At 55.9% G+C, this 16031-nt stretch carries 14 protein-coding genes and 1 tRNA gene; 10 read left to right on the top strand and 5 right to left on the bottom strand.

The window, feature by feature from the left end; all coding sequences use genetic code 11:
• Window positions 1–46: 46 nt before the first annotated feature.
• A tRNA-Thr gene (locus HMPREF0573_RS02595) sits at window positions 47–122 on the bottom strand.
• A gap of 188 nt (window positions 123–310) precedes the next feature.
• On the opposite strand from HMPREF0573_RS02595, the gene nadA reads away from it, so the two are divergent.
• From nadA to HMPREF0573_RS02560, 7 genes are all read left to right on the top strand, one after another.
• Window positions 311–1300 (top strand): quinolinate synthase NadA, encoded by a 990-nt coding sequence (gene nadA, locus HMPREF0573_RS02590; RefSeq protein ID WP_013188808.1) that lies wholly within the window; start codon window positions 311–313, stop codon window positions 1298–1300.
• An 18-nt stretch (window positions 1301–1318) separates the two neighbouring features.
• Window positions 1319–2911, top strand: a complete 1593-nt coding sequence (nadB, locus tag HMPREF0573_RS02585) for an L-aspartate oxidase (RefSeq protein WP_013188807.1) — start codon at window positions 1319–1321, stop codon at window positions 2909–2911.
• 40 nt (window positions 2912–2951) lie between these two features.
• On the top strand, window positions 2952–3866 hold the full coding sequence (gene nadC, locus HMPREF0573_RS02580; protein ID WP_004011512.1) for a carboxylating nicotinate-nucleotide diphosphorylase: 915 nt from the start codon (window positions 2952–2954) through the stop codon (window positions 3864–3866).
• A gap of 10 nt (window positions 3867–3876) precedes the next feature.
• On the top strand, window positions 3877–4575 hold the full coding sequence (locus HMPREF0573_RS02575) for a uracil-DNA glycosylase (protein WP_004011513.1): 699 nt from the start codon (window positions 3877–3879) through the stop codon (window positions 4573–4575).
• A 93-nt stretch (window positions 4576–4668) separates the two neighbouring features.
• On the top strand, window positions 4669–5295 hold the full coding sequence (locus tag HMPREF0573_RS02570; RefSeq protein ID WP_004011514.1) for a LytR C-terminal domain-containing protein: 627 nt from the start codon (window positions 4669–4671) through the stop codon (window positions 5293–5295).
• A gap of 222 nt (window positions 5296–5517) precedes the next feature.
• Complete coding sequence (groL, locus tag HMPREF0573_RS02565; protein WP_004007992.1) at window positions 5518–7146, top strand: chaperonin GroEL; 1629 nt, start codon at window positions 5518–5520, stop codon at window positions 7144–7146.
• Window positions 7147–7525: 379 nt separating this feature from the next.
• Window positions 7526–8068, top strand: coding sequence for a hypothetical protein (locus tag HMPREF0573_RS02560; protein ID WP_004007993.1), 543 nt, complete (start codon window positions 7526–7528; stop codon window positions 8066–8068).
• Between the two features lie 108 nt (window positions 8069–8176).
• Here the strand turns inward: HMPREF0573_RS02560 and HMPREF0573_RS02555 are convergent, their stop codons facing one another.
• From HMPREF0573_RS02555 to HMPREF0573_RS02540, 4 genes are all read right to left on the bottom strand, one after another.
• Window positions 8177–8467: a WXG100 family type VII secretion target gene (locus tag HMPREF0573_RS02555; RefSeq protein WP_004007994.1), complete on the bottom strand. Its 291-nt coding sequence runs from the start codon at window positions 8465–8467 to the stop codon at window positions 8177–8179.
• Window positions 8468–8615: 148 nt separating this feature from the next.
• The gene (locus HMPREF0573_RS02550; RefSeq protein ID WP_236589762.1) at window positions 8616–9632 is read right to left on the bottom strand and encodes a hypothetical protein; all 1017 of its coding nucleotides are present in this window, start codon (window positions 9630–9632) and stop codon (window positions 8616–8618) included.
• 149 nt (window positions 9633–9781) lie between these two features.
• Window positions 9782–11704 (bottom strand): sensor histidine kinase, encoded by a 1923-nt coding sequence (locus tag HMPREF0573_RS02545; protein ID WP_013188805.1) that lies wholly within the window; start codon window positions 11702–11704, stop codon window positions 9782–9784.
• A gap of 76 nt (window positions 11705–11780) precedes the next feature.
• Entirely contained in the window at window positions 11781–12506 is a 726-nt protein-coding gene (locus HMPREF0573_RS02540; RefSeq protein WP_004007997.1) for a response regulator transcription factor, read from the bottom strand.
• Window positions 12507–12746: 240 nt separating this feature from the next.
• On the opposite strand from HMPREF0573_RS02540, the gene HMPREF0573_RS02535 reads away from it, so the two are divergent.
• Genes HMPREF0573_RS02535 through HMPREF0573_RS02525 form a run of 3 tightly spaced genes read left to right on the top strand, consistent with a single transcriptional unit; the run spans window position 12747 to window position 16028 of the window.
• Window positions 12747–13679 carry a Rossmann-like and DUF2520 domain-containing protein gene (locus tag HMPREF0573_RS02535; RefSeq protein ID WP_013188804.1) on the top strand — a complete coding sequence of 311 codons (933 nt, stop codon included), beginning with the start codon at window positions 12747–12749 and terminating at the stop codon, window positions 13677–13679.
• A 50-nt stretch (window positions 13680–13729) separates the two neighbouring features.
• Entirely contained in the window at window positions 13730–14230 is a 501-nt protein-coding gene (locus tag HMPREF0573_RS02530) for a PH domain-containing protein (protein WP_004007999.1), read from the top strand.
• A gap of 19 nt (window positions 14231–14249) precedes the next feature.
• Window positions 14250–16028, top strand: coding sequence for a PH domain-containing protein (locus HMPREF0573_RS02525; protein WP_236589764.1), 1779 nt, complete (start codon window positions 14250–14252; stop codon window positions 16026–16028).
• Window positions 16029–16031 lie beyond the last annotated feature (3 nt).

Here is a 16031-nt window from a genome sequence, read left to right as displayed (position 1 = left end):
GACGGAAGGGCGTATGGAAAGTATTGCCAGGGGATACCCCACAGAGTGGAGCCACTTAACAGACTCGAACTGTTGACCGTCCGCTTACAAGGCGGGTGCTCTACCAACTGAGCTAAAGTGGCGATGTTCTGATTTTCCCATAAATTTCCCCGCGCGACAAAGCCAGTATTTTTGGTGCCCACGTTCCGGGGGAAAAGCCGTTGATAAAGGGTTCTATAATCGAAGCAATGTCAAAACGAAAGTGACTCGAATCTTCGCGAGCTGTGTCAGGCGCGCTGTCCGGGAAACTTGAGGAAGGAAAGCCACCATCATGACTCGCAGCGCCACGGAAACTCAAGCCCTTCAAAAACGTATCCGCCAGCTGGCTCAGGAAAAAGACGCCGTTATCCTGGCACATAATTATCAATCCAGTGAAGTTCAAGATGTGGCGGATTTCACGGGAGATTCCTTGGCGCTGTCCCGTTTGGCTGCCGATGCTCCGCAGCATACCATCGTGTTTGCTGGCGTTCACTTTATGGCGGAGACTGCCAAAATTCTTTCCCCGCAAAAGCGCGTTTTGATTCCCGACGCCACCGCGGGTTGTTCACTGGCGGATTGTATTACTGCCGAACAGCTGCGAGATTGGAAAGCCGCACACCCCGGCGCGATAGTGGTCAGTTATGTCAACACCACTGCCGCGGTGAAAGCAGAAACCGATATTTGCTGCACTTCTGCCAACGCTATTGATGTGGTGAAATCCATCCCGACGCAAACTGAGATTTTGTTCTGCCCTGACCGTAATCTGGGGGCGCATGTGCGGCGCGTCACCGGGCGGAAGAACCTGGTGACCTGGGATGGTGCCTGCCATGTACACGCCGCGATGACTCCCGACATTTTGCTGCAAGGAATCCTCGCCGCCGGGGACGCAGACGTCTACATTCACCCCGAATGCGGGGGTACGCAGGCAGCTGTGGATCTCATCGGGGCGGGTAAGCTCAGTGAGGAACGCGTGAAAGTGCTTTCGACCGGCGGAATGCTCTCGGAAGCGAAAAAAGCTCCGAAAGGTTCGCGAGTGTTGGTCGCCACCGAGGTGGGGATGCTGCATCCCCTGCGCAAAGCCAATCCGGAAGTCACTTTTGAGCCGCTCATGCCCCAGGCGGCTTGCCCGTATATGAACCAAACCACTTTGGAAAACTTGGTCAGTTGCTTGGAAAACGGTCGCGACGAAGTTTTTGTGGACGAAGACATTGCGGTGCGTGCCCGAGCCAGTGTGCAGCGCATGATTGCCATCGGTCACACGGTCTCGCCCCAGCAGCACTAGGTGTGGGGATGCACTCTCATGGATGTTAATTGGACAATGACGACCCCGGTCCTGGTGGTTGGTTCTGGGGCGGCGGGTTTGAGCGCCGTAATCAACCTGGTTTTTGCCGGGGTCGATTGCGTACTGGTGACGAAAAGTGACCTCACCGCCAGTTCTACCGACTGGGCACAAGGGGGGTTGGCTGCGGTTTGGGACCGGCGAGACACTCCTGCAGCCCACTATGAAGACACCATTGTGGCGGGGGCGGGCTTGTGCAGCCAGACGGCAGTGCGCACCTTGGTCCAGGAAGCCCCGCGCGCCCTGCAATGGATGATGCGGATTGGAGCGCGTTTTGACCGTAACGCAGCCGGGGAAATCGACCTCCACCTGGAAGGAGGGCATTCCGCGCGGCGTATCCTGCACTCCAATGGGGATGCTTCGGGTCATGAAATCGAGATTACGCTGGCGAAAAATGTTGCCGCTATGGACGGTGCGACCTGGGACACCGGCGGACAAGGTGAACTGAAAGTCCTGGAAGACTGCGAGTTGTGTGATGTCCTGGTCGATGAGAAGGGTCGAGCCTGCGGCGCCACGGTGCGGGATTCTCGGCGCGGATTCGGGGTAGTTTCAGCTTTTGCGGTGATTCTCGCTACCGGCGGAATCGGTCAGTTGTGGAATGCGACGACGAACCCCGAAGTCGTTAACGGGGCGGGTTTAGCAGCGGCGTTGCGTGCCGGAGCGATTGGACGCGACCTTGAATTCATGCAGTTCCATCCCACCATTTTTGTACCACCCGTTAAAGTTAAGGGTGACCGAGGGGTACTTGTGTCCGAAGCAGTACGCGGGGAAGGTGCTGTTCTGGTGGACGGGCAGGGAAATCGGATTATGCGCGGGGTTCACCCACAAGAGGACCTAGCGCCGCGGGACATAGTCTCGGCAGCAGAACAGGAATATATGGTGGCTCACGGCTTGGATCACCTGTACCTGGATGCCACCAGTTTCGGGACTCAGAAATGGAAAGAAATGTTCCCCACCATCTATGAGCTGGTTTCCAGTCGCGGGGTGGACCCCATTACTGAGCCTATCCCGGTTCGCCCCGGAGCTCACTACTATTGCGGCGGAATCGCGGCCACCATGAGCGGTCAAACGAACGTGGCAGGACTCTATGCCATTGGGGAAGTGGCGTGTACCGGAGTGCAGGGTGCGAACCGCTTGGCGTCGAACTCCCTGACAGAGGCCCTGGTGATGGGCAGTTTAGTCGCCCAGCAGCTGGCGGAAGTGGACTTACCGCAGCTGCGTCGGTGCCCGGTGGCGAAACCGGCAGCGATTCCTCAGCCGGTAGAAATTGCGCCCCCGATACTGGAACAGATTCAGGAAATCATGAGCCGCGACGTCTATGTGCTGCGCGACCGCGCTGGTTTGCAGCGGGCGCAGCGTGAACTGGAGAAACTGTCTCCCCATGCTACGCTGGTAGCCCGTGCCCTGGTAGCATCGGCCTGGGCACGAGAAGAATCCCGCGGTACCCATCGGCGGACGGATTTCCCGCACCGTCGCGAGGAATGGCGCCGACACCTGGATGTGCAGCTGGGTCCGGACGGAACTTCCCTGGAAGTCAGTGTGACTCCAGTTTGAGCCCCAGGCGTGAGCCAGACATAGAAGGAAAGAGGGAACGATGTTACCGCCAGAAATCGCCAGCGCTTTAGCGGCAGCGAAGTTGGATTCGCGCCAGGTCGCAGACTTTATCGAGGCAACTCTAGATGAAGATTTGGCGTATGGACCGGACGTCACCACGGATGCCATTTTTGATGACACACTCACCCTCCAAGCTCGGATGGTGGCTCGTGCGTCGGGGTGCCTGGCTGGGGTTCCGGTTGCTGCCGCGGTACCTTTCGTGTTGGCGCAAAAGACCGGTGCCTCGACTCCGCAGGTCGCGATGCGCCGTCAGGACGGGGAACGGGTCGAGCCAGGCGATGTCATTTTAGAGATAACTGCTGGTGCCAGGACTATGCTGACCGCCGAAAGAACCCTGTTGAACCTAGCCAGTCAGCTCAGCGGTGTGGCGACCGCGGTGGCAGCTTATGTCGATGCGATTGCTGCTGCCTCCGGCGAAAGTGGAACGACAGGTACAAAAGCGCGGGTGCGTGATACTCGAAAGACGATTCCCGGAATGCGCGTGCTGCAAAAGTACGCGGTGCGCTGCGGTGGCGGAGAAAATCATCGGATGGGGCTGGGGGATGCGGCACTCATCAAAGACAATCACATTGCCGCAGCCGGTTCGCTGACGGCGGCAGTGCTGGCAGTACGGGCATATGCTCCCCAGATACCTTTGGAAGTCGAATGTGACACTTTGGAACAGGTTCGGGAGGCGACGAATCTGGGGGTAGGGCTGATTCTGCTGGATAATATGAACCCGGAAACCATGACTAAAGCGGTGGCGATTGCCGCCCCGCACGGAGTGAAAACCGAGGCCAGCGGGGGCTTGACACTGCGTGATGCGGCAGCGACGACCGCCAGCGGAGTGGACTATATCTCCGTGGGAGCCCTCACGCATAGTGCCCCCATTCTCGATTTAGCCTTGGATATGTAGGGAGCAGGCGATGCAAACAGGAGAGGAACGGGGTGGATTGGAGCGGATTATGTCCCCGGACTGGGCGCAAGTTATGGCTCCTGTGGAGGGACAGATTCACGCCATGGGAGATTTCCTACGCGCTGAGCTGGCGGCGGGGCGGGGGTACTTTCCGGCTGGAGAAAATGTATTTCATGCCTTTCAGTACCCCTTGGAGCGGGTAAAAGTCCTGATTGTGGGGCAAGATCCCTATCCCACCCCCGGTCATGCCATGGGACTGTCGTTTTCTGTAATGTCCGGTACAGAAATTCCCCGTTCACTGGTAAATATTTTTAAAGAACTGCACCAAGATTTAGGTTTGCCCTTACCGACTTCGGGAGACTTGCGACCTTGGGCTGAACAGGGGGTAATGCTGCTAAACCGGGCTTTGACCGTACAGCCGGGGAAACCTGCCTCTCACCGGGGTCGGGGCTGGGAAGCCATTACTGAGTTCGCCATCCGGGAACTTGCTAACCATCACGCCGCGCAAGGGCTGCCACTGGTCGCGATTCTGTGGGGTGCCGATGCACGTAGGACCAAAGAGTTCATGCCCCATGTGCCCTGTCTGGAATCTGTCCACCCCTCCCCGCTCTCAGCGTCACGAGGATTCTTTGGTTCCCGTCCCTTTTCTCGAGCCAACGAACTGCTGGTGGCGCAGAGTGGTCAGCCGGTGGATTGGCGCCTGCCCTGAGTCCGCCGGTCTGGAATCCATTTTTCGTTACTTTCCGTAGGGTTAACGGCGTGGGAACAGCCTGAAAACTACGATAATCCATAAGCTAGACACGTGGACGAAGCACGATACCCCGAGGATGAATTCGACCGTATTGGCAAAAACTTACCCCAGGGCGCTCACCGGCCTGGTCAGCCCTGGTGGCACGGTTTCTTGCCTTTTGTCATCGTGATTATTGCTGCGCCCTTGCTGGCTTGGGCCATGCTGCTCCTAATTGGGTCGCATCCCTCAACTGCTAATGATGCGGCGGGTAAGCCGCCAACGAGTCAAACCCCAAACGCTGTGGCGACGCCAAGCCCTTCTGAAACCGAGAAACCTAGCAAAAAGCCTGCGGAAAGCGCCGCACCCAGCGAGGAGCCGACTCAAACCACCCCGCCCACCGCCGAAACAAAGACCGAGCCTCGTGCGGCTGATAAAACTATCACCGTGAGCGTCTTGAACGCTTCGGGAATCAACGGTCTGGCAGCAAAAGTTAAAGACAAAGTAGCCGCGGATGGCTTCACAAAAGTATCCGCAGAGAACTTCCAAGGCACTAAGCCCTCGGCAAACACCATCTATTACCCCGCTGGCCACGAGGCGGAAGCGCGCGAGATGCAACGGATTTTGAATATCGACATGATTGTGCCTAAAGACGGTGCGCAGACGGTGCAAATCGTGCTGGTGAGTAGGCTCAAAGGGTAGCCTGACGGAGCATTTTGCGCAGCCTCACGGTGTGAACTCAGAAATTTAAAACTTGCACTCTCGGTGTGAGAGTGCCAAGATTGAGTTAGCACTCTCAATGTTAGAGTGACAAGTTGGTGAATGAGGCTGCAGGTCGCGCGGAGACGTGAACCGCCACAACCCCAGCCGTCCGTCGCGGGCATTCGCCGCACATGAACCTTATAAAAGCGGAGGTTGTAATAAATGGCAAAGATGATTGCCTTTGCAGAAGAAGCCCGTCGCGGCATGGAACGCGGCTTGGACCTGTTGGCCGACACCGTCAAGGTGACCTTGGGACCCAAGGGTCGCAACGTGGTGTTGGAAAAGAAGTGGGGCGCCCCGACCATTACTAACGACGGCGTGTCTATCGCTAAGGAAATTGACCTGGCTGACCCCTACGAAAAGATTGGCGCCGAACTGGTTAAGGAAGTCGCCAAGAAGACTGACGACGTGGCTGGAGACGGTACCACTACGGCGACCGTTTTGGCACAGGCTATTGTCAAGGAAGGTCTGCGCAACGTGGCTGCGGGCGCGAACCCGATTGCACTACGTCACGGTATCGAAAAGGCTGTAGACGCGGTAGTGTCTCGGTTGCTCGCCGACGCAGTGGAAGTTAAGACCAAGGAACAGATTGCCGCTACCGCTTCGATTTCGGCTGCTGATGAAACCATCGGTGGAATGATTGCTGAAGCCATGGAAAAGGTGGGTCAAGAGGGCGTCATCACCGTGGAAGAATCCAACACTTTCGGCTTGAGCCTCGAAGTCACCGAAGGTATGCGTTTCAGCCGCGGCTACATTTCTCCCTACTTCGTGACCGACGCGGATCGTCAGGAAGCCGCTTTGGAGGACACCTACGTCCTGTTGGTGGACACCAAGATTTCCTCTATCAAGGACTTGGTGCCGCTGTTGGAAAAGGTCATGCAGGCTGGTAAGCCGATTGCTATCGTGGCAGAAGACATCGAAGGCGAAGCTCTGGCGACCCTGGTGCTCAACCGCATTCGTGGCGCACTGAAGGTCGTCGCAGTGAAGGCTCCCGGTTTCGGCGATCGCCGCAAGGCTATGCTTCAGGATATGGCTATCCTGACCGGCGCCCAGGTCGTCAGCGAGGATCTCGGTCTGAAGCTGGAGAACGTGGGTCTGGAAGTGCTGGGTACTGCCCGCAAGGTTGTTGTCACCAAGGATGACACCACCATCGTGGACGGCGCTGGCGACAAGGATGCCCTGGAAGCTCGTATTCGTCAGATTCGTCAGGAAATCGAAAAGAGCGATTCCGACTACGACCGTGAGAAGCTCCAGGAGCGCTTGGCGAAGCTGGCTGGCGGCGTAGCAGTCATCAAGTCCGGTGCCGCTACCGAGGTAGAGCTGAAGGAACGCAAGCACCGCATCGAGGATGCTGTGCGCAACGCGAAGGCTGCCAAGGAAGAAGGCTTGGTTCCTGGCGGTGGCGTGGCTCTGATTCAGGCTGCCGCGGAGGCTTTCAAGGATTTGCAGCTGAAAGGCGACGAAGCGACCGGTGCCGCCATCGTGCAGGTAGCAGTGGAATCCCCGCTGAAGCAGATTGCGGACAACGCTGGTCTGGAAGGCGGGGTCGTGGCTGAGAAGGTCCGCCACCTGCCCAAGGGCGAGGGCCTGAATGCTGCTACCGGCGAGTACGAGAATCTGTTGGAAGCCAAGGTGGCTGACCCGGTGAAGGTGACTCGTTCCGCTCTGCAGAACGCTGCCTCTATCGCAGGTCTGTTCCTGACCACCGAAGCCGTGGTGGCTGACAAGCCTGAGCCTCCGGCTCCGGCAGCAGCTCCGGCTGGCGACGACAACATGGGTGGTATGTACTAAGCCAGTAGGCAACTGCTCGAGTTTTCATAACTTTCATCGGGGCGATTCCTGCTTTTGCGGGAGTCGCCCCGATGGATTTTATGAGTCCGTCATCCGTAAAACCACGGCGGTGGGGGGACAGCTTCGGGTTGCTACCGAGAAAATATAGGTGAGTATGTCATTACAAAGATTTGAACAATACCCGGAAAAAACCTTGAAATATACGCAAAAACTCCGAAAAAAGTCCTAATGAAAACTGAGTGGTTCCCGATAAATCAATTAGAGGTTACAATGTTAAGTAACAGCCGCAAGGATTTCTCGGTTTGGAACCTGGGAAAATCGTGTGGTGAGGGGCTGGGAAAACCCTGGAAATAGGAATTCGAAACTGAGGCAGGACGCGATGAAAAAGTTTTTGGTTACAGCAACGGCGCTGATGCTGGGATTGGCTTTTGCCCCGGCTGCATACGCTGAGAATTTGTCTACCCCGAGCGCATCCGGAGACTCCGCTGGCACGGTTATGCAGCACGTGAATCTGGATTCAATGCCCTCTGGTGCTTCCAATGTAGTGGTCAATCCCTCATCCCCCGCACCCACCGCTCCCTCCACTGCCGAACTGAACACAGGCGGCAGTGATGTAGATGTCCCGGCTGGACCTGAGGTCATGTACCCACAGGCTCCTGCCTCCGTTGCTAACGCGGAACCTCAGATTCACGCTAATGTGGCTCCCCAGGCTCCTGCCAACGCCAACGGACAAGCCAAGACCTCCATCTCGGCAATCAACGCGAATGCGCCACAAGCCTTTGTGTCCTCCCCGATTAAATCGGTTCCTGGTGTGGTTTCTTTCGTCTTTATCATGCTGCTGTGTGTGGGAGCTGGAGTGGCGGCTGCGGTCGTAATCTCGTTTGTCACCGGCAAGAAAATCAACTTGGGTCTGAACCGCTAAACACAAACAGCGTCCGACCTTACGAACTTCATAAAATGTTGAGAACTGAGAGACTTTGCGAGTCTCTCAGTTCTCAGTTTTGGGTATTTTGGTTTGTTCCAAAGATTTTTAGGCTCCGGCAAACAGCGCGGTAGCATTCGATTCCGCTTCAGCATAGTTCGCGGAGGCAGTATCTAGCTGTATACCAATCTGGCGAAGGTTATCCTCCACGGTAGCTTGGGTGGCGCGCCATTGAGCTGCTAGTGCCGCAAAAGCGCCGGACGCGGCACCGGTCCACGACTCTTGCAGAGTAGTCAGATTTGCCATCATCGCAGAAACCTGGGCGCTAACTTCCTCAGCGCAGGCACGGGTTTGGGCGCCGGCGGCAGCTACAGCATCGCTATCGACTTGAAATTGCATGGTGATTCCTTTCGTTTGAAACACTTAAAGCGCGGGAAAACCAAACTTTGGTTTTCGCACTCTCAAACTAAGGCAAGAGAAGTCAGCTGCCCAGATACAAAAAAATTACCTGTGGAAAACTCCGAAATCGTACTCCCTGTGGAAAACCCTATTCCTCCACGTCAGAAAGGGGTTTCAGACCGACTTCAGCGGGTTTAAGTGCTTTCATGACCATCGTGTCCATGGCTTCAGCGACGTTTTCGAGGGTCGATCCCAAATCTGCTTCGTCCGGAGGTGCATAAGGATTGACTTCGTTCGGTTCATCCGTATCTTCCGGATCCTGGTCCCGCGAAGCTGCTTCGGGCAACTCTCCGGTTTCGGGTTTGGTGGCAGTTTCCACCGGAGTGCCCTCCCTTGGGGTAGGCAGCATATCCGAAGTAGGTGCTGTTTCAGGAGTCGCGCCGGTTTGAGCAGCGGGTTCAGCCCCAGCACCAGCAATGTCCAATCCAGTAGTGCCGGTCTTTTCCAGACGTTCCAATTCTGCTCTCAGATTTTCGCGAGCCTGTTCTTCCCAACCCGCAGCGCCGTGAGTCCAAAAAAGTTGTGGGCGGCTCAGCAGGTTGCCGATGATTGTGGATCTGGCAGAAATAAAGCGAGCTTCATCGTAGGCAGCGTACTCACGGCGAATGTCCCGCAGGTATTCCAGATACTCTTGAGGATCCGCTGCTAAAACGCATAAATCCGCGTCTGAGAGCACTTGGGCATCAATGTCTTCAACTGCTTGATGGCGATATAAACCTCGGATGAGGTCCGTAATTTTTTCAATCCGGGCTTCACCAACGCCCAACTCAGCCAAAGAATCGGCAGCATAATCAGCTGAACCCAGCACATCCAGTCCCGCTTCACCGCGCTCTACTGCTGCTTCGGAAACATCAAAAATCGCACCGTGATACCACACTGCCAAACGGATAGCTTCCACGTCACGAGCCTGTTCGCTGAGAATATCGACGTTTTCCAGTGTGGTTTTGAGATATTCAAGATTATGAAAATGGCGCTCCGGAGCCATCCACCGCTGCGCCAACTCAGTGCCTACGGATTCGGCTACATCTCGTGGCGCCGTACCGCCTTCTGCGGCAACAGAACGGGCAAAACCCGTCAATAACCAAGCCGGTATTTTCTCGGCCATACACATCATCCTCTGTCCGCTTGGGGAAACCCAAAGCAACCTACAAAGTATATCTGTTTCTTTCGGTACTAACGACTTTCCTTAAAAAACCAAAGCTCCAGACAATAACTCCCGCGCTCTCAATGGCATCGGCGGGGAAAAACCCTCACTTAAGCGGAGCGCGGCGGGGGCGGGGGTGGGGGTGCAACTGTTGGTTTGGGAACGGGCTTAGCCACAGGTCGCGAGGGCGGTGCCACGGGGGGAGTTGGTGGCACAACGGGACTCGGCAAGGTGGGTCGAGCCACTGGGGGAGTCGGTCTTGCGGCAGGAACAGCCTTCGTGTTTACTCCGGGCACACCCCGCGATCGGGATGCACTAGCGGTAGATTGCGCCGCGGAGAGCTGACGGGAGTTTTCCTTGGAGCTGGAGACCTTATTGATTGCGGCAGCAGCGGCAGCGAATTTCGCGGCTGGGTTATTCTTGTTTTCTCCTTCAGCATCCACGTGTGAGGCTTGGCAGGGCAGCTTAATCCTCACCGTGGCACCACCGCCGGGAGTCTGGAGCATCGCCACCGTACCGTTATGAGCCGAAACGATACCGGAAACGATAGCCAAACCCAGACCGGTTCCGCCGGTGGTCCGCACTCGTGACGTGTCAGAACGATAGAAACGTTCAAAGACCTTTTTGGCGTCTTCTGGGGCCACGCCCGGACCGTGGTCACGAATCTCTAAGACGGCGCATCGTTGGAAAGCTGGAATCTTTGAAGCCACGGCATTCTTAATAGGAGCTCCCGTTTCGTCGGGCCACATGTGGTATCCCACCACCACCTCGACGGGAGTGTTTGCCGGAGTATGCTGGCGCACGTTAGTTAACAAATTGGTGATGACCTGGGAAATCTTTTCCGCATCCACGGTTGCGTAGACACTGTAAACTTCCTCCAGCGTCTCATCTTCCATGTTCAGCAGCTGCAAATCGCGTTCCGGATCCAGCACCGCCATATCCGACAGAGAGTTCCTCGCCAAAGCTGTAATATCGGTGCGCTCGAACGTCATCGGACGATGTTCATCCAACCTCGCCAAAGTCAGCAAGTCTTGCACCATGTTGCCCATGCGGGTGGCCTCAGACTCGATGCGTGCCATGACTTCTGCCTGACGCTCCGGACCCACACCGCCCATCCGCGACAGCTCCGCGTAACCGCGAATTGCAGCGGTGGGGGTACGCAACTCGTGGGATGCATCAGAGACAAAACGCCGCATCTTACGTTCGGACAATTCCACGGCAGAGAACGCTTGTTCCAGGTTGGAAAGCATCACGTTCAAAGAATTCGCCAGGGATCCCACTTCGGTGGTGTTGGGAGCTTTCTTAACACGTTGCGTCAAATCTCCAGCCGCAATCTTGTTCGCAACTCCTTCAATCTCATGCAGAGGTCGGAAAGCTCTTCCTACCAGGTAGTTTGTCATCAAAGTGCCGACAATGGCGATGATCAATGTCGAGATTGTGATGGTAAACATAATGGCTTGCAGCATATTACTCTGCGGAGTCATAGACAGACCAACAGTCGCGGCTCCCGCGACCTTCCCCTGTGAAGTCAGCAAAATCGACAACACCCGCCACTTTTGACCGGATTTGGTCGACGGAACCGTCGTTCCGGGCATGACCAGGGAAGATGAGTTACTTATTGTGGGAATATCAGCTTTTTTCGGCAAGTATTGACGCTGTGGAATGCCCGACTTACTCTTCGTAGACGGGGTGATAAATTCACGATCCGGACGGTGCATCGAGCCCACAAACTGCACGTATATGTAGTAATCGCTGGGCATATTGTTGGAAAACACCGTAGTGTCCGAAAGGTTCGCGGCGTTGGGGCCCATCACTCTAGCTGCCGCGGAAAGCTGGGCGTCCTGCTGGCTGGTCAGATACGACGAAAGTGACAGCACCGTTACGGTGCCAGCTAAGGACAGCGCCGCGACCAAGGCGACTGCAAAAATTATGGTCAGTCGCGTGGCCAAGGCCAGGGAGATCCACAGTTTCCCTATTCCACGCACTTGCCACTCCTCATCTGACTTGGGTGCCTCCTTGAAAACCCGACTCATTCCACCAGACGGCAGAGAAATGATTTACCCCGCCTCGTATTCTCATATCGCAACGGCGGCAGTAAACCGCTGATAATTACTCGTTGGGATCGCGTAACAGGTAACCGACACCACGACGGGTTTGGATGAGCGAAGGCGGAATACTGCCAGTCTCGTCAGGGGCATCAAGTTTGCGTCGCAGGTAGGAAATGTAAGATTCAACGATGGCAGCGTCACCCTCCCAATCGTATTCCCACACGTGATCGAGGATTTGGGTCTTTGAAACCACACGACCTTCGTTCACCATTAGGTAACGCAACAGTTTGAACTCGGTGGGGGAGAGGTCGATGAGACGCCCGCCCCGATGCACCTCGTAGAGGTTGTCATCCAGCTCCAGGTCAGCCACGCGCAGCAGGGGTTGTTCCACCGCGGACCGCTTCGTGCGACGCAAGATAGCGTTGATACGCGCCACGACTTCCTCTAGACCGAAAGGCTTGGTGACGTAGTCGTCTCCGCCAGCCTGCAGACCTTCGACCTTATCGCGCATGTCATCCTTGGCGGTCAGGAACAAAATTGGCATATCAATTCCGGAAGCACGCAGCTTTCGAGTCACGGTAAAGCCGTCCATATCGGGCAACATGACATCCAAAATGACCAAATCGGGTTTCTCCGTTGTGGCCAGGCGCAAAGCCTCGGTGCCATCCCCGGCGCTTAAGACATCGTATCCCGCAAAACGCAGGGAGGATGCCAAAAGATCGCGAATATTAGGTTCGTCATCCACGACCAAAAGTCGTGCTTCGCTCACTGCAGGTTCCATAACCATCCTCGTTAAACAAAACGTTCAATATGTCGTGCGAGTTAGGAGGCACAACACTCCTCACATACATCTTAACTGCAAAAAATAGTGCTTGGGTACAGCTTGACGGGGGATTTTGCGTTGAGAAATCCCGAGATTCCCTTATGGTGAGCAATTTTCAGTGGTTGATGGGTTCACAAGGGTAGAGCCTGGCGCTCCTCGAAAGTGCTGAGTTTTCGTGTGGCTGGCGTAGTTTACGATAGTGACATGTCTGAAATTGGTGGGAATCCCAGTCCGTCGCTGCGGGTCGGAGTCATCGGTATGGGGGCGGTCGGTCCTATCTTGGCTGCTGCGTTTAGGCAGGCAGGTCATACGTTAGCGGGAGTTTCGGCGCGCTCGGAGACTTCCCGAGAAAGAGTGGATGCCATCCTCCCCGGTGTTGCGGTGGTGCCGCCGGCACAGCTGGTGCCTGATTGCGACCTGGTGGTGTTGAGCGTGCGAGATCAAGAAATTGCCCCCCTCGTTGCTGAATTAGCGCAGACTCAGGCGTTTCAACCGGGTCAGCTGGTGGCTCACGTTTCCGGGGCTCACGGATTGGATGTTTTACAGCCTGCCGTCTGCACAGGAGCCATTCCCCTGGCTTTGCATCCGGCACAGACTTTTTCCGGCACTTCCTTGGATTTGCAACGTTTACCAGGAACTCATTGGGCGGTTAATGCTCCGCAATCCCTGTTGGCAGTGGCGCAAGCTCTGGTTTTGGACTTGGGCGGGGTGCCTCACGTACTTCCGGATTCGGCGCGTCCCCTATACCACGCGGCTTTGGCGCATGGGGCAAATCACCTGGTAATCGTGCTGACCCAGGCAATCCGGGCGTTGCAGATGGCAGGGCTGGACGACCCGGCTGTTTTTGCTGAACCTCTGTTTAAAGCGGCTTTTGACCGGGCTTTGCGCGAAGGAGAAACCGGGCTGTCTGGACCGGTAGCACGTGCTGATTTTCCAACCGTGGCGATGCACCTAGAGGCGCTGCGGAGCGGACCCGTGCTGCATAAAGATGATTTGGATCCCGCACTACCTTTTGATGATTTGGCTGACGTGCCCGATTCCTATCGGGCATTGGCGCGAGCTGCGACCCAGCGGTTGTGGCAACGTGGAGGTTTAAGCTCTCACCAGCGCGAGCAGCTTCGTAAAATTTTAGGCTGAATGCACATTCCGCCATGATTAATTTCGTGGCGCTCAGATAGGATGTCACCATGACCGATGAATTATTTAACCCTGCAGGCGTGACGTTTAAACCGATTTCCATGAAACTCATCACGGTGCGGATTCTGGGACTGTTGGCGGGGATTGCGGTGTTCGCGCTGGCTCTTGGGGGATTCGCAGGGGCAATGATGTGCACACAAGGTATTCCGTGGTTTTGGTTCCTAGAGATTGTACCGATTGGTCTGTTGGTGTGGCAGTTGTGGTTAATTCCACGCCAGGTCAAGGCATGGGGTTACGCTGAGTCCGAGCGGGATTTGTTTTTACGTCGGGGCATCATGTTTAAGAAAATGTGGGCGATTCCCTACGGGCGGATGCAGTTTGTGGATGTGCAGCAAGGACCTATCGACAGGATTTTCGGCATTGCCCAGGTCAGCATGAAGACCGCTTCGACGGAATCGGCGGCGAGCATCCCCGGATTGGACCATGCCGAGGCAGATCGCTTACGTCAGATCCTCACCGCGCGCGGTGAATCTTTGAGAGCAGGATTGTGAACACGGCGAGGAAAGACAGATGACACAACCAATTGACCCGGGCTGGGAACCCTCGGAAGGAACCCCCAAAGAGTCTTCGGCGCCTATGCCCTCGCAGGGCTCGTCGGAGGGGATTCCAGCCAGTTCTGACCTCTCCAGCGTTACTGCGCAACCTCCGGTTTGGCGCAAAGTACACCCCTTGACGCCACTGACCCAGATGTGGGGGGTTCTGGTGGCGCTGGTGGCAATCATTTATTCGCAGCTCGACTTGATACGTGACATTTCTAAGGCGATGGCTGCGATACGGTCGACAGGAAAGGTCTTGCCGGTGCTGCTTTTTTCCCTGCTGGGAATCGTGGTGCTTCTGCTGTTGCTGGTTCTTTTTGCCTATCTGAGCTGGAGGTTTACCGCTTACGCGCTGACTGATGAAGCGGTTTTGTTTCGTCACGGCATCATTTTTAAAAAAGAACGTCACATGCGGTTGAACCGAATTCAAGCGGTAGACGTTATCGCCCCGTTGGTGCCGCGTCTGCTCGGTTTAGCAAAGCTGCATGTGGATTCTGCAGGAGCCAGCGGTTCCCAGATTGACATTATGTATCTGAAGGCTTCTCAGGCGCAGGAGCTACGGGCTGAAGTTTTAACCAAAGCATCAGGTCAAAAAACTGTTGCCAACCGTGCTGTAGATACCACTAATTCTTTAACGAATAGTACAAAAATCATCGGGATAGGCGAAGCTGGATTAGTGGGAGACCTGCCCGCCGCCAGCGGGGAAGCGCCGGAGACAAAACTATACGAAATCCCCACCGAGATGCTGGTGGGATCAATCTTGCGTTCAGTTTCTACCTGGTTCGCGGTGCTGCTGATTCCGCTGCTGTTGGTGCTGGGGCTGATTCCCGCGATAGCCATCTTCATGAGCGGTGATGCGGACAGTTTCTGGGCAGCGCTGTTAGTGGCACCCCAAGCCCTGCTCGGTGTGCTTGCCGGTATTTTTGCTACTATCACGGCGATAGGTCAAAAAGTCAACGAAGGGTGGAACTTTACCGCGGCGGCTTCTGCCGATGGAATCCGTCTGCGCCACGGATTGACGACCCATGATTCCCAGACCATTCCTCCGGGGCGAGTCCACGCTGTAGTTTTAAAGCAGCCCTTCCTGTGGCGGAGTAAGGACTGGTGGCGGGTCGAGTTAACTATGGCTGGCTACCAGGGAACCTCTGAAGGAAACGGCGGTAATAAGAGCAAGACCAGCTCTCACGTGATGCTGCCGGTAGGAACCCGCGCTCAGGCATTGCAAGCATTGTGGATGATGGAACACGACCTCGGTGCGGTCACCGACCTCAACGGCGCCGAAATTGGAACAGCCGGTACAAATCTCTTGGAAGTCATGATGTACGGATCCGGTCCGGCACCGGGAATCTTTACGGCTTCACCGAAAGCTCGCTGGTTTGATTGGATTACTTGGAATCGCAAAGCTGCGGTGCTGACCACGACGATGGTGATGATTCGCGACGGCAGGATTACCCGGCGCGTGTCTTTTGTACCGCATTGCCGGATGCAATCCGTGGCCCTGCGGCAAGGACCGGCGCAACGGGCTTTAGGGATGGCAAATGTCAAACTGCACTTGGTGCCGGGCGTGGTGCCAACCACGGTGTACCATCTGCCTACCAGCTCTGCGCAAAGTCTGTGGGAACTGCAAGTTTCGCATGCTGATATGGCGCGGGACAAAGAACCCCCCGCGGCTTGGCTGGAACGCGTCATCTCGAACACGCAGCCTTGTGCCGACTCTAACGAGGAACAGACAGATATTTTCAGAGAGGAATAAGAC

The organism is Mobiluncus curtisii ATCC 43063, assembly GCF_000196535.1.
Lineage (GTDB): Bacteria > Actinomycetota > Actinomycetes > Actinomycetales > Actinomycetaceae > Mobiluncus > Mobiluncus curtisii.
Note: the sequence above shows the minus strand (reverse complement) of the source record. Positions and strands in the feature narration are given on the sequence as shown.